Source organism: Cerasicoccus sp. TK19100 (assembly GCF_027257155.1).
Classification (GTDB): Bacteria; Verrucomicrobiota; Verrucomicrobiia; order Opitutales; family Cerasicoccaceae; genus Cerasicoccus; species Cerasicoccus fimbriatus.
The window spans coordinates 532,384-549,595 of record NZ_JAPWDU010000003.1; the positions used below are offsets into that span (position 1 = coordinate 532,384).

At 59.5% G+C, this 17,212-nt stretch carries 15 protein-coding genes; 10 read left to right on the forward strand and 5 right to left on the reverse strand.

Features of this window, described 5'->3' with window-relative positions:
* Positions 1-13: 13 nt before the first annotated feature.
* The 3 genes from O3S85_RS08900 to O3S85_RS08910 are packed head-to-tail and all read left to right on the forward strand — an operon-like array spanning position 14 to position 3,603.
* Positions 14-577: a YqgE/AlgH family protein gene (locus O3S85_RS08900; protein WP_269539745.1), complete on the forward strand. Its 564-nt coding sequence runs from the start codon at positions 14-16 to the stop codon at positions 575-577.
* A gap of 10 nt (positions 578-587) precedes the next feature.
* A complete protein-coding gene (locus tag O3S85_RS08905) occupies positions 588-2,069 on the forward strand; it encodes a right-handed parallel beta-helix repeat-containing protein (protein ID WP_269539747.1) in 1,482 nt (493 codons plus the stop codon).
* Between the two features lie 31 nt (positions 2,070-2,100).
* Positions 2,101-3,603, forward strand: a complete 1,503-nt coding sequence (locus O3S85_RS08910; RefSeq protein ID WP_269539749.1) for a PLP-dependent transferase — start codon at positions 2,101-2,103, stop codon at positions 3,601-3,603.
* A 93-nt stretch (positions 3,604-3,696) separates the two neighbouring features.
* On the opposite strand, the gene O3S85_RS08915 is transcribed toward O3S85_RS08910, so the two are convergent.
* On the reverse strand, positions 3,697-6,228 hold the full coding sequence (locus O3S85_RS08915; protein WP_269539751.1) for a CHASE2 domain-containing protein: 2,532 nt from the start codon (positions 6,226-6,228) through the stop codon (positions 3,697-3,699).
* Between the two features lie 193 nt (positions 6,229-6,421).
* Here O3S85_RS08915 and trpD point away from each other — a divergent pair, with 193 nt between their 5' ends.
* From trpD to O3S85_RS08935, 4 genes are read left to right on the forward strand one after another with little or no spacing between them, the layout of a single operon-like run.
* Positions 6,422-7,498, forward strand: a complete 1,077-nt coding sequence (gene trpD, locus O3S85_RS08920; protein WP_269539753.1) for an anthranilate phosphoribosyltransferase — start codon at positions 6,422-6,424, stop codon at positions 7,496-7,498.
* Entirely contained in the window at positions 7,495-8,847 is a 1,353-nt protein-coding gene (glmM, locus tag O3S85_RS08925) for a phosphoglucosamine mutase (RefSeq protein WP_269539756.1), read from the forward strand. The genes trpD and glmM overlap by 4 nt, the downstream gene beginning before the upstream one ends.
* A gap of 51 nt (positions 8,848-8,898) precedes the next feature.
* Positions 8,899-10,551 carry a Na+/H+ antiporter NhaC family protein gene (locus O3S85_RS08930; protein ID WP_269539759.1) on the forward strand — a complete coding sequence of 551 codons (1,653 nt, stop codon included), beginning with the start codon at positions 8,899-8,901 and terminating at the stop codon, positions 10,549-10,551.
* A gap of 37 nt (positions 10,552-10,588) precedes the next feature.
* Positions 10,589-12,166 carry a hypothetical protein gene (locus O3S85_RS08935; protein ID WP_269539761.1) on the forward strand — a complete coding sequence of 526 codons (1,578 nt, stop codon included), beginning with the start codon at positions 10,589-10,591 and terminating at the stop codon, positions 12,164-12,166.
* Here the strand turns inward: O3S85_RS08935 and O3S85_RS08940 are convergent.
* Complete coding sequence (locus tag O3S85_RS08940; protein WP_269539764.1) at positions 12,163-12,930, reverse strand: FkbM family methyltransferase; 768 nt, start codon at positions 12,928-12,930, stop codon at positions 12,163-12,165. The genes O3S85_RS08935 and O3S85_RS08940 overlap by 4 nt on opposite strands.
* A gap of 208 nt (positions 12,931-13,138) precedes the next feature.
* Between O3S85_RS08940 and O3S85_RS08945 the strand changes: the two genes are divergently transcribed.
* The 3 genes from O3S85_RS08945 to O3S85_RS08955 all read left to right on the forward strand — a co-directional run bounded on the left by O3S85_RS08945 (position 13,139) and on the right by O3S85_RS08955 (position 16,010).
* Entirely contained in the window at positions 13,139-13,825 is a 687-nt protein-coding gene (locus O3S85_RS08945; protein ID WP_269539767.1) for a hypothetical protein, read from the forward strand.
* 222 nt (positions 13,826-14,047) lie between these two features.
* Entirely contained in the window at positions 14,048-15,376 is a 1,329-nt protein-coding gene (locus tag O3S85_RS08950) for an alkaline phosphatase D family protein (protein ID WP_269539770.1), read from the forward strand.
* 70 nt (positions 15,377-15,446) lie between these two features.
* The gene (locus O3S85_RS08955) at positions 15,447-16,010 is read left to right on the forward strand and encodes an HdeD family acid-resistance protein (RefSeq protein ID WP_269539772.1); all 564 of its coding nucleotides are present in this window, start codon (positions 15,447-15,449) and stop codon (positions 16,008-16,010) included.
* Positions 16,011-16,219: 209 nt separating this feature from the next.
* Here the strand turns inward: O3S85_RS08955 and O3S85_RS08960 are convergent, their stop codons facing one another.
* The 3 genes from O3S85_RS08960 to O3S85_RS08970 form a co-directional block, all read right to left on the reverse strand.
* Positions 16,220-16,648, reverse strand: a complete 429-nt coding sequence (locus O3S85_RS08960; RefSeq protein ID WP_269539775.1) for a Minf_1886 family protein — start codon at positions 16,646-16,648, stop codon at positions 16,220-16,222.
* Positions 16,649-16,729: 81 nt separating this feature from the next.
* Positions 16,730-16,990, reverse strand: coding sequence for a hypothetical protein (locus O3S85_RS08965; RefSeq protein ID WP_269539777.1), 261 nt, complete (start codon positions 16,988-16,990; stop codon positions 16,730-16,732).
* A complete protein-coding gene (locus tag O3S85_RS08970) occupies positions 16,987-17,181 on the reverse strand; it encodes a hypothetical protein (RefSeq protein WP_269539780.1) in 195 nt (64 codons plus the stop codon). Before O3S85_RS08970 ends, O3S85_RS08965 begins: the two co-directional genes overlap by 4 nt.
* Positions 17,182-17,212: the final 31 nt, after the last annotated feature.

Below are 17,212 nucleotides of genomic sequence, written 5' to 3' on the forward strand. Positions count from 1 at the left end.
TAAACTTGTGAAGATGAGTGATTCCAAGGCCGATTTCGCCGACTTGTCGGGGCAGTTGTTAATCTCGCACCCGTCCTTGCTCGATCCGAATTTCCGCCACACCGTTGTGCTGATCTCCGCTCATACGGACGACGACGGCGCGCTCGGAGTCATCATCAACCGCCCGCTGGGCGTCACGCTCGGGGAGAAAAATGACGACTTCACTTTCGGCCCCTTGTCCGATGTGCCGATCTACGAAGGCGGCCCCGTGCAGACCGATCAGGTAATCCTCGCCGCCTGGTGCTGGGACGACGATTCCCGCGTGTTCCGCCTCCACTTTGGCCTGAGCGAAGAGGCCGCGCGCGAGATGAAGCTCGCCGACGAAGATGCTGAGATCCGCGCCTTCCTCGGCTACTCCGGCTGGTCGCAGGGCCAGGTGGAGCACGAGCTGGAGCAAAACGCCTGGCTCGTCAGCCCCGTCACCGAAACGCTGACGGCGGAGGAGTCCGGCGAAGAGCTTTGGAAGACTTACTTGCATCGCTTGCGCCCGGAACTGGGATTCCTCGCCGACGCGCCGGACGATCCGTCGCTTAATTAATTTCTCCCGTATGAAGCTCCTGAGATTCTTTTTTATTCTGGCGTGCTGCGGCATGCCGCTGTTTAGCCTTTTGGCCGAAGAAGTCGAATACGTGTGGAACGTCACGGTGGATGTGAACAACCGTGATCCGCAGGCCAGCGATGGTGATCCGACCACGCCGTTTCGCACGATCCAGGCGGCCGCGACCAATGCGATGGGCTATGCGCGGGCGGGGAAGTCGGTCCTGGTGCGGGTGCACCCGGGCGTCTATCGTGAGTCGGTTACTTTGCGTGGCAAAGTAGATGAGAGCAATGCCGCGATTAAATTTGAGGGGACCGATCCGGGTAATGTCGTCATCAATGGCGCGCAGATCGTCAACGGTTGGGACATTGGCGAGTTCGATATTTTCGAGCTGCCCTGGATACCGACCAAGGAGAACCCGGCCGTCTTTGTGGAGGGGGCGCGCTTGGTGGAAGTCGCCTCGCCGCGACAGGTCATGCAAGGGCAGGTGTGCTTTGTGCGTGGCAAGGAGCCGAAGATTTATCTGCTGCCGCCGAAGGGAGGAGTCGTGAAAAACGGTACGGTGGAGATCAGCGGAATGGGCGTGGGCATCCGCGCGGAAAATGTCGATGGCCTGTATTTGGAAAGCCTGGCCTTCGAGCGTGGTTTCGACGCGGCGATCGATGTCCACGGCGGCGACGGCTTGATCATTAACAACGTGGCCATCGAATACGCGCACGGCGATGGCCTTCGCCTGGCAGATTTGGACAAGGTGCGCATTCGCCGGTTGATCGTGGATCGCTGCGGTGGCAATGGCATCGTGCTGGAGCGCCTTGGCGCGCTGGCGATGTCGGGCACGGAGGTGAAGTTAAATAACTGGTCGCGGCGTACGGACGATTTGGCGGGGCTGAAAATCTCGGGCTGCGGTCAGGTCAAGGTGTGGTCGCTGAAGGCTTCGGAAAATCACGGTGCCGGGCTCTGGATGGCGGACACTACCCACCAATCCGCGCTGAGCAAAGTGGTGGCGGTCAACAATGGCACGGGTGCGATCTTTGAGAATAATCAGGACATCGCCTCGCTCACTGAGTGCCAGTTTGCGTATAATCGCGATGGCGGGGTCGTGCTGAAGGGCGGCGGGCTTTACCTGATGGCCAATGTTTTCTACGGCAACGGCGGGGCTCAAATTACGCTGGCGGATTGTGATCAGCGCAGCGAGTTGCAGGCTTCGCGCAATATCATCGTCGCGCGCAAGGGAGAGCTCCTCATCGATGTCGAGGCGCGCGATCACGGCCTGCTGGCAGAAAAGAATCTTTACGAATCGCCGTCCAAGGAGCCGTTCCGCGCCCTGGGCGAGCCATTGACTTTTATCCAGTGGCAGGAGGTGGCCAGCCTGGATCTCGACTCCTATCTGGGCGAGGCCAAGCTGCTGGACCCGGAAAACTACGGTTTCACGCCGGCACCGCAAAGCCCCTACTTCAAGATGAGCAGCTGGCCGGTGCGAGAATTGGATTGATCCAGCGCGCAATTACGCTTGTTTAGGCGGCTTGTCTGAAACCCTCCAGCATTACCCTCTCGGGGCCACGATTCCAGACACCGTGCATGCGGTGTGCTGCAGCCTGCCCACGATGGACGACGTGATCGGCTACGAAGAGAAGCGACCGGAGACGATCCGCCAGGTCAAATACGCCTACCCGCGGTTCGTGCTGCACGACTATGTGGTGCAAGCCATGAATCTCGCTGCTGAGCGCTTGGGCCTGTCGGGCAAGTTACTCTACCTGCTGCCTTCGGAAAAGGCCGCGCGCGACTGCATTCAGTGGCTGGGCGCTGAAGCCGAGTTGCGCGAAGAGTTCGATTTCTTTTGCGTCGTTTTGGACGACACCGAGGAGCTTCGCCGTAAGGGCAAGGCGTTCTTACAGCACACGGGCTTGAGCATTTCCTCGCGCCATGCCGAGGATTACTTGAAGTCACACGGTAAGCTAGGCGCTGACGCGAACTTTGCACCGCAAAGTAACTCTGCGCGAGAAAGTAAGGCGCAAGTGTTAAGCGTGCTCAAGCGCTACCTGCCTACGGAGAATATTTATTTGGCCAACTGCGGGATGAACGCCTTCTACGGTGCCCTCCGTGCGGCTCAGCAGGTGCAGGCTCCCAAGGGGCGTCATCACTATTTGCAGCTCGGCTGGCTTTACCTGGACACGCAGCGCATTCTGGAAAGTTTCCTCGATGCGGACTCGAAGCTGACTGTTCACTACGACGTCTTTGACGAGGCATGGCTGCGCGCATTTTTCGCGGAGCATGGCCACGAGCTGGCGGCCATCGTTACCGAGCTGCCAACCAATCCGCTGATCCAGACTCCGGACGTTGCGCTGCTCGATGAGCTCTGCCGCGAGCACGGCGTGGTGCGTATTTTTGATCCGACCATTGCCAGCATTGCGAGCGTGGATGTGCTCCCGCATACGGATCTGCTGGTGACGAGCCTGACGAAGTACGCTTCGCACGAGGGCGATGTCATGATCGGTGCCGCCGCGGTGAATCCCGGCAGCCCCTTTGCCCGCGAACTGGCGGAGGCCATGCCCGGGCAATGCGAGCCGCCCTATGCGCGTGACCTCGCCAAGCTTGCCGCGCAGATCGATAAGATGCCTGAGGTGGTGGACCGCCAAAACGCCAACGCCAAAGCGCTCGCCGAATGGTTTGAAGCGCATCCGGCGGTGAGCAGGGTTTGGCATCCGCGCGTGGGCAAGTCCGCGAAAAACTTCGACGCCATTGCGCGCAGTGCCGACTCCTGTGGCGCGGTGTTGACGATCGAGCTCAACGTGCCGCTCACCCAATTTTACGACCGCGCCCGCGTGGTCAAAGGCCCGAGTTTTGGCACATCATTCACGATGATGTGCCCCTTCATGTATCTCGCGCACTACGATCAGGCCAGCACCGAGCAAGGCCGCGCGGAGCTGCGCGCCTGCGGCTTAAACCCGGAGCTGATCCGATTGTCTGCCGGAGCTGAAGATATTGAGGCGATTAAGCAGGCCCTCGGAGAGGGTTTGGAAGATTAAAGTGAGCAAATTAAAAATTAAAGAGTAGCGGCTGCTAGCTGTTTAGAATCCGATCTCTTTAATTTTTAATTTGCTCACTTTAATCTCCACCCACTACTTCGTCTTCATCACGAAGACGCCGTCCCAGTTTTCGCCCGGGGGCTCTTCCATATAGTAGAGGCAGCGGGCCAGGAGGACGTCGCTGGGAGTGGTGGGGGCCTCGGCGTTTTTCTCCGGTCGGTTGGGCTCGAGTTCCACGGATTGCTCAAAGTATTCGATGGCACCGTTGAAGTCCTGCTTGAGGTAGCGTTCGATGCCCTTTTGATAAATTTCCAGGCAGCGCTCGGTCTCGCTGTCGAGGTCTTCACGCAGGCAAACGAGCTCATACATTTCGGCGGGTTGGCTGCGGCCTTTGACCCGAATCTTGTCGAGGTAGCGGAAGACGCAGGCGTCGCTGGCGGCTTCGCAAGCGGCGCGGGTTTCGCCGGTGACCATGATGTAAACGCCGTAGGACTTCGCACCGGATTCACTGCGGGCGGCGAGGTTTACGGTGTCGCCCATCATGGTGTAGTTAAAGCGTGACTCCGAGCCCATGTTACCAACGACGGCGGGGCCGGTGTTGAGGCCGATGCGGGTCTGCATCTTGGCTACAATGTCGGGCCAGTCGTCACCTTCTTCCCGCCATTTGGCGCGTAGCTCGAGCTGTTTCTTCTGCATGCGGGCGGCCGCCATGCAGCCGCGCAGGGCGTGGTTCTGCACCGGCAGGGGTGCGTTGAACATCGCCACCATGGCATCGCCAATGTATTTATCGAGCGTGCCCTGCTCCTCTTGCAGGATGTCGGTCATTGCGGTGAGGTACTCGTTCATGAGCGTCACCAGACGGTCCGCCGAAAGCAGCTCGGAGAAAGTGGAAAAGCTCTGAATGTCCGAGAAAAACGCGGTGATCTCCACCTCTTCACCCCCGAGCTTGGGCTCCTCGCCGGACTCCACCATGTTGTTCACGAGGTCGGGCGACAAATAGGCACCAAACATCCCCTTAATGCGGCCGCGCTGCTTCTCCTCCACGATGAGCTGATACACCGCGCCGGCGAGTGTCGTCGTGATCGCCGAAGCGACAGGTGCCACCAGCGGAATGACCAGGTGGATGGAGCTAAACGCGGCAAATGCGATGAAGATATAACCGAGCAAGACGGCCCCGCCCGCAAACTTCATCCACACGTTATGCTTGCCGTTGTAGGTGCCTAGCGCGGCGACGATGTAAGTGATTACCAGAATGATGACTGCGTGCTGCCACCAGTTGAGTCGCTGGATGAATTTACCAGAGAAAATGGTTTTCACTGCGTTGCCATGCAGGCCGACTTTGGGGACCGGCACGGTGTCGAACGGAGTTGGTGCCAAGTCCTGTAGCGTACGGTCGACGGGACCGATGAGCACCACCGCATCTTTAAACATCTTAAAGAATTCTTGTGCCTCTTTTTTTTGCTCTTCGGTGCCGTGAAGCATCATGTAGTTGGCATCCATCACCATCCCAAAGCTGGCTCGCGGGTTGTTCTCATGATCCAGCCATGGCGAGAACCAATTCACTTCGGTCAGCTGGCTATGGCTCATTGGAATGCTTCGGAACGGCTCGCCGTCCTTCATGAAAATCATCTCATCCTCGTTGATGACGATGTCGTCCTGGCTGATGCCCAAATGCTTTCGGGCCAGCTCAATGCTGAAGTGGTAAAACGTCTGCTCGGTATTGAGTGGGAAAAGCTCGGTCTTGCCATCCATTCGGAAGACTTGCACGGACTCTCCCGGTGGCACGTCTTCGTCGGTCAGTTGAAGGAATTTTTTATTGTCTGAGGTTTCTTCGGGTGAGTTTTTAAAGATCGTCTCTCCGAATTTCAGCCCCATGTGATTTTCATAACCCTCGGCTAAATTGAGGGTGTAGTATGGCCCTTCCGCCTTTGCATAGAGCGGAATCCACCGGGGAACGCTGTCGGCTGACAGGCTGGAATCTTCTGCGATTAGTCCAATGCCGTCTGTCTGCGTATCGAAATCAATCAGCGGGTAGGTCGGCATCTCCGGGAAGGTATTGCGTGGGGTGTAGAGGTATTGGGCCCCATATTTTTCGCTCATGTAAACCAGGGGCATGTTGCGATTGCCCAGCTCCACCAGCTCACCCTTTTCCGCCTTCTCTCGTTGCTCAAACGTCGGTGGCATGGGCACCTCCGTGTAGTTGGCGGCCATCACGATGTTGTCATGGTTTTCGAGAATATTTCTGAATTCCTGATCGCTCTGTCGTACATTGGCGATGGGCACCATTTCCGAGCTGGTGAACTCGGAGAAAATAAAGTCAAAGCCAACTACGCTGGCGTCGCCATATTCCACGAGGGCGTTGGCGACTTGGGCATAGCGGTGGCGGGGCCAGGGGCGTTCGCCGAGCTTGGCGATGCTGGGCGCGTCCATATCCACATAGACCACCTTGACCTCGGGTGACTCAATGGGCCCGCGCACGCGGAAACGCCAGTCCATGGCGAGGTTTAGCAATTGCTGGGAGAAGTCTTTTGCGAACGATGCTTCGGTAAATACAATCCAGAATAGCGGGATCGGTAGCAGGCAAAGGAGTAGCTTGAGTCTGCCGCCAGTAGAGTTAGCTGCCATGATCTAGTGTTTATAAGGGTTTCTGGCATCGGGAAAAGCCTAAAGGGTTAACCACAGGCCCTTTGAAGCAAACCATCGACGCGTCGTTTCCCGCCTGACTGTAGGGGGTCTGGGGGCTCCCCTGTAGGGGCCTGAGGTATTTTTAGCTTGAGACTACTTTCTCAGGGGAGATAAAACCCTCTACGTTCTTGCTATGTCTGACGCCACTCTTGCCGACCTGATCCAACTGGCTGCCGCCGATGGCGGCTTGTCCTCAGAGGCGGCTCATAACGCCGCGCAACACCTGGTCTCCGCTGAGGTTTCCGCGGAAGAAAAGGCCACTCTGCTCACCACCATGAACGAGCGCGGGGAAACCCCCACTGAGCTGGCCGCCTTCGCCGCCGCCTTTCGTGAGATGGCCCGCGACCCCGGCCTGGGGGAGATCGCCAGCCGCGCAATCGATATCGTGGGCACGGGTGGAGACAAGTCTGGCAGCTTTAATATTTCGACGACTTCGGCCTTTATTGTCGCCGCTGCGGGAGTGCCGGTGCTCAAGCATGGTAACCGCTCCATCACCTCCAAGTGCGGCAGCGCGGACTTGCTTTCGGTCTTGGGTGTGGACTTGGAGGCATCGCTGCCGACGATCCGCCATTCGGTGGAAGAGCTGAACTTTGCGTTCTTTTTTGCTCCGGCCTTTCATCCGGCGTTTAAGGAGATCATGCCCGTGCGCAAGGCTTTGGCCGAGCAGGGGCGTCGCACGATTTTCAACCTGCTGGGACCGCTGATCAACCCCGCCAAGCCGGCCTATCAACTGCTCGGCGTCTACCCGGCGCGCTGGGTGGGCCCCGTGGCTTATGCGCTGGAAAGCGTGGGCCTGAAAAACGGCTTGGTCGCACATTGCGAGATCGGCGAAGACTCGGGCATGGATGAGTTTTCCACGGCAGGCATCAACCTCGGTGCGGGCGTTGGCCAGTTGGGGCCGTCGGGCGAAGACATTCGCTGGACCGCCGATGCGCCGCTCGATCTGGCCGGGCTCGGGCTCGAAACGGCCGGCGCGAGCGACCTCAAGGGAGGCGATTTGAATGACAACCTGCTGATCCTCGACCGCCTCATGGCGGGCAAGGCACCCCAAGGCCTCGAAGACACCGTGAGCCTCAATGCCGGCGCGGCGCTGTGGGTGGCAGGTCGCTGCAGCTCGCTCAAGGAGGGCATTGGCGCGGCGCGGGAGATCATGACCGGTGGCGCGCTACGCCGCTGGTTGACGCAACTTAAAGAATTTTACGCGGGATGAAGCTAAAATATTTCGGCACAGATGGGATTCGCGACCGCGTTGGCGGTGAACTGCTCAACGACGCGTTTGTGCGTCGCGTGGGCTATGGCGTGTCGGCCTTTTTGCGCAAACATAACCAGGCCAAGCCGATCACGGTGGTTGTTGGCCGAGACACCCGCGCCTCCGGTGAGCATCTGGAGGCGCTGATCACCGAAGGCTTCTGCCAGAATCAGATTCACGTGATCCACCTCGGCGTTGTGCCGACACCCGCCGTGGCCATGAGCCTGCGCGATCTGCATGCGGACTTCGGCGTCGCGATTACCGCCTCGCACAATCCGGCGAGCGACAACGGCCTGAAATTCTTCGACAACCGTGGCCTGAAATTTTCCCAGGGTGCCGAGGCCGAGATCGAGAACTTTATCGACAACGTGGAGATCAACCCCGCCAAGCAATGCGCTGACTGCGGCCACGCCAATGATGGTGCCGCGTTCTACGTCAACGTCATGCGGGCGATGATGCACCAGGGCTGCCTCAAGGGCTGGAAAGTCGTCCTCGACACCGCCAATGGTGCCACGGCGTTTACCACGCCCAAGGTGTTTCGCCATTTCGGCGCGGAGGTCATCCAATTGGGCGGTGAGCCTGATGGTAAAAATATTAACGACGGCGTCGGCAGCGAGCACCCGGATAAGCTGGCGGCGGCCGTGCTGGAGCACGGGGCCAAGCTGGGCATTGCGCACGATGGCGACGGCGATCGGCTGGTCGTTTGCGATGAGCTGGGCCGCATCGTGCATGGTGATTGCCTGCTGGGTCTACTGGGCCTTTATGGGCTGACCACCGGCCGTTTGCGCAAAAAGACCCTCGTGGCCACAATCCACAGTAACATGGGCCTGGACCGCGCGATCATGAACGCCGGCGGCAAGGTCGAGCGAGTCGACGTGGGCGACCGCAATGTGCTGCATCGCATGATGGAGGCCGATTATAACTTTGGCGGTGAGTCCTCCGGGCACCTGATTTTCCGCGACTATTCGGTGGCTGGAGACGGCCTGCTGGCCGCGATTCAATTGCTCGCGCTGATGCTCGACACCCGCAAGCCACTCTCCGAGCACGTGAATGCAATCGAGCTGTTTCCGCAGGTAACCCGCAATGTGAAGGTCGCCGAGAAGATTCCGCTTGCCGATTGTCCAACGCTGAGCGCGACGATGCAGGAGCTGGAGCAGGAGTTAACGGGCCGTGGACGCATTTTGGTGCGCTACTCGGGCACCGAGCCCAAGCTGCGCCTCCTGGCCGAGGGCGAATCGGAAAACCTCGCCACGGAAGCCATCGGCCGCCTGGAAAAGGCTGCCCGCGCCGACTTGCAGGTGGTGGGGTAGCAACTGCCCGCGAAGCTTGCCTTCTGGCAATTATCGCTAAGTCTGTTGGGCATGGCAGAGGCATCGCAGGCTCAACCGGTATCCCGTGCTCGTTGGTGGGCGGCGGTTGTGCTGTGGGCCGTTAGTTGGCCGCTGGGTTGGTTGATTGGCGGCGAGTCGGGGCGCTTGCTGCCCGCGCTTTGGCCCAGCATCGTGGCGCTGGGGGTGGTTTACCTGACGCGGAATGCGCTGCTCGGGCTGGTGGCCGGGGCCGTTGGCGGGGCGGTCATTTTGTCTGACGGGCGGCCACGGACGGCGTTTCTCTCGCTGATGGGCGATCACTTTGCCCCGCATTTTACCAGCGAGTGGAAGATGAGCGCGGTCGCCTTTACCCTGTTGTTGGGCGGGTTCGCGGCGGTGCTGGAGCGCAGTGGCGGGCTGGAGTATTTTTTGCGGCGATTCCTGCTGCGTGGCGGCGAAAGCCCGAAGCGGCTGCAAGCGGGCGCAGCGGGGCTGGGGCTGGTGTGCTTTTTTGACGGCCTCGCTAATAGTGTGCTCGTGGGGCGGCTCGTCAGCCCGATGGGCGAGCGGCACGGCGTGTCGCGGGTTAAGCTGGCCTACATCGCTGATTCGACCAGCTCGGCCGTGGCCTGTGTGGCGTTTCTTTCGACCTGGATTGCCTACCAGCTCTCGATGATCCGCGAGGGCTTCGCGCAGATCGGCGAGGAGACGAACCCCTACGCGTGGTTCTTGCGTTCGCTGCCGTATAACTACTACTGCTGGTTTACGCTGCTGATGGTGGCGCTGGTGATCTTCCGCAATTTCAACCCCGGGCCCATGGGTGCCTACGAGCGGTCAGCCCGGGAAAACATCGGCCATGGCAAGACATCCGCGCCGGAATCGACCGCCAAGGCTGGCGGGCTGGTCTTCTGCGCAATCAGTCTCGGCAGCCTTCTGCTCACGCTGCTCATCGGCCTCTATGGCTTTGGGCTGCCCAGTGCACTGGGAGAGGGGGCCGCGTATTTTCCGATAACCGCCGACAAGCTGACCGCTGCCTTTGGCAGTACTGCCGGGGCTTTCGTGTTGGTCTTTGGCGGGACGATTGCCTCACTGATCGCTCTCGGGCTGTTCCCGATGAGCGGGCGCAGCTACCCCGAGGCGGGCCGTGCGTTTGGTGCCGGGGTGAAGCACCTGCTCGCGCCGGTGACGATCCTGGTGGGCGCGTGGATGCTGAGCTCGACCCTGTCTGCGCTCAATACGGGGGATTTGCTCGGAGAGCTGGTCGGGGCCTGGGCACCGCTGTCGCTGCTGCCGGTGATTATTTTCCTCTTTGGCGCGTTGATCTCGTTTTCCACCGGCACTTCCTGGGGGACCATGGGCATCCTGATGCCGCTGGCGATCCCGCTGATTGCCAACCACCCGGATGCCGTTAACGCCGACTTGGCTCCGTTCTACGCGGCGGCCGTGGGGGCGGTGTTCAGTGGGGCGGTTTTTGGCGACCACTGCTCGCCGATTAGTGACACGACGCTGGTCAGCTCGATCACCTGCGATGTCGCGCCGCACGACCACGTGCGCACACAGCTGCCCTTTGCGCTGATGTCGGCGCTGGCGGCCGCATTATTGGGCTTTATACCCGGCGGGTTTGGGCTGGCTCCCTGGATTGGTCTGGCCTTGGGCGGTGCTGCCTTGATTAGCGTGACCTTTATAATTAAGCCTGCCCGCTGACGCCTCCCGCATTGCCATTGCCGGAAATTTTGTTTTCATGAGCACTGTGAAACTTACCCGGCTGCTTTGCTTAACCTCGATCCTTGGGATGGGCTTGGTTGGTTGTTCCCGTCCCGGACCCAACAGCGCGTTGCGGCCACGCGCCGATGACCGGGCTGAGTCGATTCGCGCGCAGTATATCGACCGGGAGGCAACGGTCGAGGCGTCCATGGAAGACCGAATCGCCTATCAGCCGCAGCCGCTGGATGAGTATTTGCGGCGGCAGTTGCTGCTGGGGCCAGAGTCATTAACCAAGCTGCCCGAGGGGAAAACGCGCGAGGAGTCCCTGGCGGATAACCGGCATTTCATCGCGAAGCATGTCGAAGAGCCGAACTGGACGGACAATCTCGTGGTTGCCCAAGCGTGCCTGGCCCTGCTGGAGGACGCCATTTTACTCGGGCAAAAGCCGGGTGACGAGGATTACGAGCAGGCGATAACCTGGCTGACGGAGATTATCAACGCCTCCGGCCGCTTCGCCGAGCGACCCGGTCCCGTCCTTGAGTGGGATACCATTAACGCCGCGTTGATCCGTGCTGCCTATCGGTCATCTCTGATTGGTGACAACCGACTTAAGGACCAGACGTACTTTGCCTTTCTGCCGCTGTGGTACATGCATCATTTGCAACCAAGCAGAGAGGATGGGTCCTATGAAACGCTTCTGGCGCTGATCAACAACTCGCTGATTGACCAGAGCCTGCTTTACCCGTCGGCCGATATCAAGTGGTGGCTGGAGACTATTCCCGAGGAGCCGGTGAACTCAGCCTTAATCCCACCAGCGCTGGCCGCGGTCGAGATCCCTGAGGATTTTACGCCTCCGCCGCCGTTTGCCGTTTATCCGCGTGCGGCAGTGCTCTTCTGGCGTTCCAACTGGGCTCCAGGCGCGGATGGGTTGGTGGTGTATGGTGCCCTTGATGACGATCTCAGCACATTCGAGCGCGCTGGACAGGTTGAGTGGATTGCGCACGGCGACCCGGTGTTGATTCAGGCAGCCCAAGCGTCGGAAGTCGTTGCGGTCGAGGCCAAGCCAAATCCCGACGGCGAGCTTACCCCGCAGTTCATTCCGAAATACAGCACGATGCTCATCGGTGACAACTTGCCTAAACCAGGGCGGGCACCGATCATTGCCCGTGACTTGAACGCGCTCGGTGGCAATCTTCGCGTGGATGGCTCGGCGATCTACCCGGAGTTGAGCCTCTGGCATCGTGATTTATTCTGGGAAGCCGGCGGCGAGCTTCGCATCATCGACACCGTGCGTTTTGACTTCGGTCAACGCGACCGGACGAGCTTTTACTGGCATCTCAGCGCCACTGAGCCGGTGACGATCGAGACCGACCGCTCCCGCTCGATTGTGGAGTGGGGCGAAAATGCGATCGTCTTTCAGGGCAACTCCTTGCTGGACCTGGAGCAGTTTCTCGTGCCCGACTCGGAAACGGGCGACGGTGTGCACGTCGTCATCCGGCTGAGAACGATTGGGCGCCCGCATTCACTGCGCCTGCTGACCCGCGTCCTGCCCCGCGAAGCCCCGGAAGAGGTGGCGGAAACTGACGCCAGTTCGCCGGAACCGATAGACAACTAAGCGCGCGAGAATAACGCGGTGCCGATGTGGGCGCTGAGGGCGATTTCGCCTTGGCCCTTTTCGCTGGAGGCGTCGACGAAGGCAAAGCCCAGTTTTTCGAGTTTGGCTTTTAGCTCCAGGCCGGGCTGTTCGGGCTCGTGCCACTCGATCAGGAGGTGCTTGGCCTTGGCGGCGAGCCAATCGCCCCAGTGTTCCAGCAGGATGGCCTCGGCCCCTTCGATGTCGATTTTCACCAAGTCAATCTGCTCACCGAGCTTGGCGGCGAGCTTGTCCAGGTCGGCCACGGGGCGGGTGACCTTCTTCCCGCGTGAGCCGAGGGAGGTCAGGCGGGATTTATGCGAAGTTTTGCCCTCGTAGAAGTCGATTGTCGCCACGCCGCGGGGGCCGACAGCGGCTTCAACCAGCTCCAGCTTGGTCTCGGGCTTGCTGATGGCAATCGCGTCGCGCGCGGCGGAGAGCGCCTCGGCGTTGGCATCGATCAGCACGGCCTGGCGTGGGGCAGCCCAGCCGTTTTTGCGGGCGGTGGACTCCATCAGCAGGCTAAACATCCCGCAGTTGCAACCGAGGTCGAGCCAGTTGGCCACAGGGCCGATTTTGGCGATAAAGGGGTCGTATTCTCCCTCGATGAAAATTTCGCGCAGGATGAGGAAGTCGCCGCGATTGCGCAGGACCACGGTGCAGCCCGGCCCGAGCTCCAGTTGGAGATTGGTCCAGGGGAAAAGGCGCCAGGCCAGCGAGCGCTTCAGGTCATCCAAGGCTTTCATGAGCTACGTTAATGGGGGCGTGGCCTGATGATGGCAAGTCCAAGCATTTTCGGAACGGCAGCCGGAAATTCGGGTCTATAAAAATGAACCAGCGGGGCGACCCGGTATGCCAATTGCTCAGTTACATTCGGCGGCAAACTGCATTTGAATGTTGATTTTCCGGCTTACTTCTTCAAATTAACACCTAACCCGAGAGGGCCAACCCATCATGAGTGCTCACGATTTCGATAATTCATCCGACGGAGATTGGGAAAACAGCGAAGAACTGAGTTGGAACGAATTTGATTGGCAGCGCTACCTCAAGCAAAACGAGAAGGAAATCGCGGAGTTTTTGGGGCATTATCACCGCCTCAAGCACAAGCCCGGCCACCTCGACGAAATTGCCCAGCTGATGCGCTGGGAAGTCGAAGACTGGAGCGGTGCTGATTTTGACGATTCCGACGAAGACTTCGAGCAAGAGGAAAAGGACGCAATCGACGCCAGTGATTTCGACCCTTACTCCGTGCACAAGCACCCGGTCTACATAGTCAGCCACGGCCTTTACCAACACCTCTTTCACTGCTGGGAGCATTTCCTGACGCAGTCCAAGGGCACCGTTGACGCTGTCATGGGAGCGCGTTTTGCCTCCAGCCTGCACGCGGGCGAGTTCAATGCCGTTATGGGCATCAATGCGCTCGACATGGGCGACTTCAATTTGGCCGTGTGCCACCTGAAAAACGGCCTCGCCGCGGTCAACCACACCATGGCCGTCCTGCAGGAAGTCCGTTGCGAAAACGTGCGCCTGCTCCAGGCCTTCCAGGGTGAAGTGCTCCAGGTGCTCTTTGACCTGCGCGACCTCTGGCTCCGCGTCATGAACGACTGCCGCGAAGAAGAACGCCGCCACAAGGAGCGGTAAGCCAGCCGGAGGCTGGCGTTGGAAGGTTTGAAAAGTTCGAAGGTTGGAACGTTCGAAAGGTTAGAATGTTGTACGTTGGAACGTTTGGCGGATGATCTCGGTCTGAGTGGATTGTTGTAGATTCTCGGGCGGAAGCTTGCGTTTGGGCGAATTGATCGTTGCCAGAACATTCGAACCTCCAAACATTCATACCTTCAAACTTCCCATTTTCGACTTTCCATTATGGCGATTAAACCCCGTTGCTTTTTCACACTTTTCCTCGCGTTGGCTTTAGGCCTGGCCGCGCATGCCGTGCAAATTGCGTCCGGGCCGATGGTCGGCGCGCCGGAGATGCGGGCCATGCCGCTGTGGGTGCAGCTGGATGGTCCCGCCAAAGTGTCCTTCGCCTACTGGCCGCAGGGACAGACCGGCGAACGCCAAACGACCACCCCGCAAGATGCCACGGAGGACAACGCCTTCGTGGTCGAGTCGATGGCCGGCCCGCTGACGCCCGGAACCGTTTACGAGTACGAGGTGCTTATTGACGGGCGCAAGGCGTCGGTTGATGCCGAGACGAAGTTCAAGACGTCGCCGTTTTACACCGACCGCGCGCCGCCACCGGACTTCACCGTAGCCCTTGGTTCGGGCAACTACGTGAACGAGGCCGCCTACGATCCGCTCAACCGCACACCGGGCGGCGGCTACGAAATCTTTCTCGCGATCCAGGCCAAGCAGCCGGACCTGATGATCTGGGCCGGTAACAGCGTCCACCTGCGCGAGCCCGACTGGGGTTCGCGCCCGGGCATGCTGGCGCGCTACTCGAAGAACCGCGCACAGCCCGAGCTGCAGCCACTGCTGGCTTCCGTGCCGCAAGTTGCCGCCGTCGGCCAAGGCGAGTTTGGCGCGCCGCACGCGGGCAAAAACTTTCGCAACCGCGAGGATGCGCAGGATGTGTTTCAGCTGTTTTGGGCCAATCCGCCGACGGTGAACGGCCTCGACAGCCTGGGCACCACCGTTCGCTATGGTGACGCCGAGTTCTTCCTGCTCGATGACCGATCGAACCGCGATGTCAGCCACGATCTGGAGAAATTCCGTGCGATCCTGGGCAAGGCGCAGGTGGATTGGTTACGGCAGGCGCTGCGCGAAAGCACGGCGGATTTCAAGGTGATCGTTACCGGCTCCTCCGCGCTTAGCCCCTCGAAGTCCGAGCTCAATCACAAGCTGGCCGAGTCCGAGCGCGACGACATGCTGGAGCTGATTAAGGGCGACCGCATCGGCGGGCTGGTCTTCGTTTGCGGCGGTAAGGACTTTGGCGAGCTCACTAAAATGGTCCGCGCCAATGCGCCCGACGTTTATGAGCTGAGCCTGGGCCCGCTAACGGCGCGCCCCACCGACTCCACCCGCGAGCTGAACTTCTACCGCGTGCCCAGCACCTCGACCTTCCAGCGCCAGTTCGCGCTGATGAAGTTTCACGGTGCTGAGAATGACCGCCAACTGACCGTCACGGTTTACAACGGCCTCGGCGATCAGTTGTGGACGCAGACGCTCGCGCTGAGCAGCATGCAATTTTAAATGACAGCCGGGCGGGGCGAACGTGGAAGTTCGCGATCCGTTTGGCACCTCAATTTCTTTAGCAAATACTATGGCAACTCCCGTAAATCCCTTTGCCGGCATCAATCCGGATTTAGTTAAGAAAAACGCGGGCAAGGCCCAGATGGCGGGCATTATCCTGATCGTGCTCGGCGTGCTGGCGGTCATGTTGCCGGGGCTGTTTTCGCTCGGGCTGGAGTTGTTTCTGGGCTGGCTGATCATCCTGGCCGGCTTCACCCAGATCGCCGCCGCGTTCTCGCACAAGGGCGTGCATGGGCAGGGTTGGGCGCTGCTCAACGGCGTGTTCGCAGTCATCGCAGGGGGGCTTCTCGTGGCCAAGCCAGTGCTGGGTGTCATCGCCCTGACCGCGCTACTAGGGATTTTCTACGCAGTCGACGGCGTCTTTAAAATCATCGCTTCGATCCAGGCTCCGAGCCAGCCCGGCCGCGGTCTTGTGCTGATCAATGGCGTCTTCGGCCTGATCATTGCCGGTATTGCCTTCTCCGAATGGCCCTCAGCGGCGCACTGGTTCATCGGCATCATGGTGGGCGTCAATTTTCTCATGGTCGGCATGACCTTGCTCAGCCTAGCCACCGCTGCGAAGAAAAGCGTGTAGCCCAGCGTTCTGCTGGACCGTGGTTAGTTAGGAGGTGGCGGCCGGTGTCCCTACCGGCCAGAGGCGAGTTCGAGTAGAGGGAATCCGTCCGCGCTAAGCCTATATCCGCGAAACATGTTTTCGCTAATCACGACTCTTTGCCTACATGATGGCCGATAAGGATATCGGCCGCCACCTTCGAATTCGTGGCGATGACGCATTTTGCCAGCCTAATTCTTGCTCGATGCTTCGTTGCCGGGTGGATTGAGGCGGCGGGATTTGGGCTCAAAGGGTTGCAGGAAGGCTTCGCGGAAATCGTAGCCGCCGGCGAAGTCCTCGGGCTGGTCGTTTTCGGTTTTGCCCAGCACGCCCCATTCGACGAGGTTAAAGACGATGTCGCCAAAGTCCTCGCAGCGCTTCACGCCCCAGTGGCTGAGCAGCGTGTAGGCGAGGGGGCCATACTGGTCGAGCGCATAATCGCGGATGCCGGAGAGCAGCTCATGCCCGGAAACATGGCGCGTTTCGCGCTCGGGCTCTTCCTTGAGGGACTTGATGGTGTGATCCAGCCCAAGCCGCACAAAGTGGTAGGCCCCGGCTTCAAAGCGCGAGTCCTCTTTGCGTATCAGCGATACGACTTCATCAAAATCCTTCGAGGGCATGGCTCACTAATCAAAATCCTCCCGGCTTCGGGGTCAAGGCCAAGCGCGGGATTGCTGGGGGGCGGATACTTGTAATTCAGATCAGCTATCCGCGCGAATGATTTCGAAGACTTTAACTTCTTTCACGGCGTGGTCAGGATAATAGCCGACGGCATAGGCACCAATTAACTTTGTGAAAATGGTGCGTCCTTCACGGTCAGTTTCGGGGAAGTCGCCCTCCTGGAACGGGTCCTCCGCCAGCGAGCGAATGAAGCTCCGAATCTCGTGCTTGTCCTTAGAGCGCAAGGTCATCAATACGTCGATTGCCTCATCATCGACGAAGATTTGGTAAGCGCTGCTCATTCACAACCGAGGCGCTTTTCCATTTCTTCAAGGCTAACCCATTTTGTGTCCTTTGAGTCCAGTTTATCTGCGATCCTCGCAGGCCGTTCGGGGTCCATCACCCGGCGAAGCTGGAGAATGTAGCTGGTTAGCTCCTGAAGAGCGGGGGCCTCCATGCGCCTTAACTCTTCTTTGATTTCCTGAACTGACATGGAAACAAGTTTATCCTCAGTTGGCCTTGCT

Bases quoted from the DNA above. Each gene is read 5' to 3' on its own strand.
- O3S85_RS08945 (WP_269539767.1), top strand. From the start codon at position 13,139: ATGAGTGCTCACGATTTCGATAATTCATCCGACGGAGATTGGGAAAAC.
- glmM (WP_269539756.1), top strand. From the start codon at position 7,495: ATGAAGCTAAAATATTTCGGCACAGATGGGATTCGCGACCGCGTTGGC.
- O3S85_RS08905 (WP_269539747.1), top strand. From the start codon at position 588: ATGAAGCTCCTGAGATTCTTTTTTATTCTGGCGTGCTGCGGCATGCCG.
- O3S85_RS08900 (WP_269539745.1), top strand. From the start codon at position 14: ATGAGTGATTCCAAGGCCGATTTCGCCGACTTGTCGGGGCAGTTGTTA.
- O3S85_RS08970 (WP_269539780.1), bottom strand. From the start codon at position 17,181: ATGTCAGTTCAGGAAATCAAAGAAGAGTTAAGGCGCATGGAGGCCCCC.
- O3S85_RS08915 (WP_269539751.1), bottom strand. From the start codon at position 6,228: ATGGCAGCTAACTCTACTGGCGGCAGACTCAAGCTACTCCTTTGCCTG.
- O3S85_RS08965 (WP_269539777.1), bottom strand. From the start codon at position 16,990: ATGAGCAGCGCTTACCAAATCTTCGTCGATGATGAGGCAATCGACGTA.
- O3S85_RS08940 (WP_269539764.1), bottom strand. From the start codon at position 12,930: ATGAAAGCCTTGGATGACCTGAAGCGCTCGCTGGCCTGGCGCCTTTTC.
- O3S85_RS08930 (WP_269539759.1), top strand. From the start codon at position 8,899: ATGGCAGAGGCATCGCAGGCTCAACCGGTATCCCGTGCTCGTTGGTGG.
- O3S85_RS08955 (WP_269539772.1), top strand. From the start codon at position 15,447: ATGGCAACTCCCGTAAATCCCTTTGCCGGCATCAATCCGGATTTAGTT.
- O3S85_RS08950 (WP_269539770.1), top strand. From the start codon at position 14,048: ATGGCGATTAAACCCCGTTGCTTTTTCACACTTTTCCTCGCGTTGGCT.
- O3S85_RS08960 (WP_269539775.1), bottom strand. From the start codon at position 16,648: ATGCCCTCGAAGGATTTTGATGAAGTCGTATCGCTGATACGCAAAGAG.
- trpD (WP_269539753.1), top strand. From the start codon at position 6,422: ATGTCTGACGCCACTCTTGCCGACCTGATCCAACTGGCTGCCGCCGAT.
- O3S85_RS08935 (WP_269539761.1), top strand. From the start codon at position 10,589: ATGAGCACTGTGAAACTTACCCGGCTGCTTTGCTTAACCTCGATCCTT.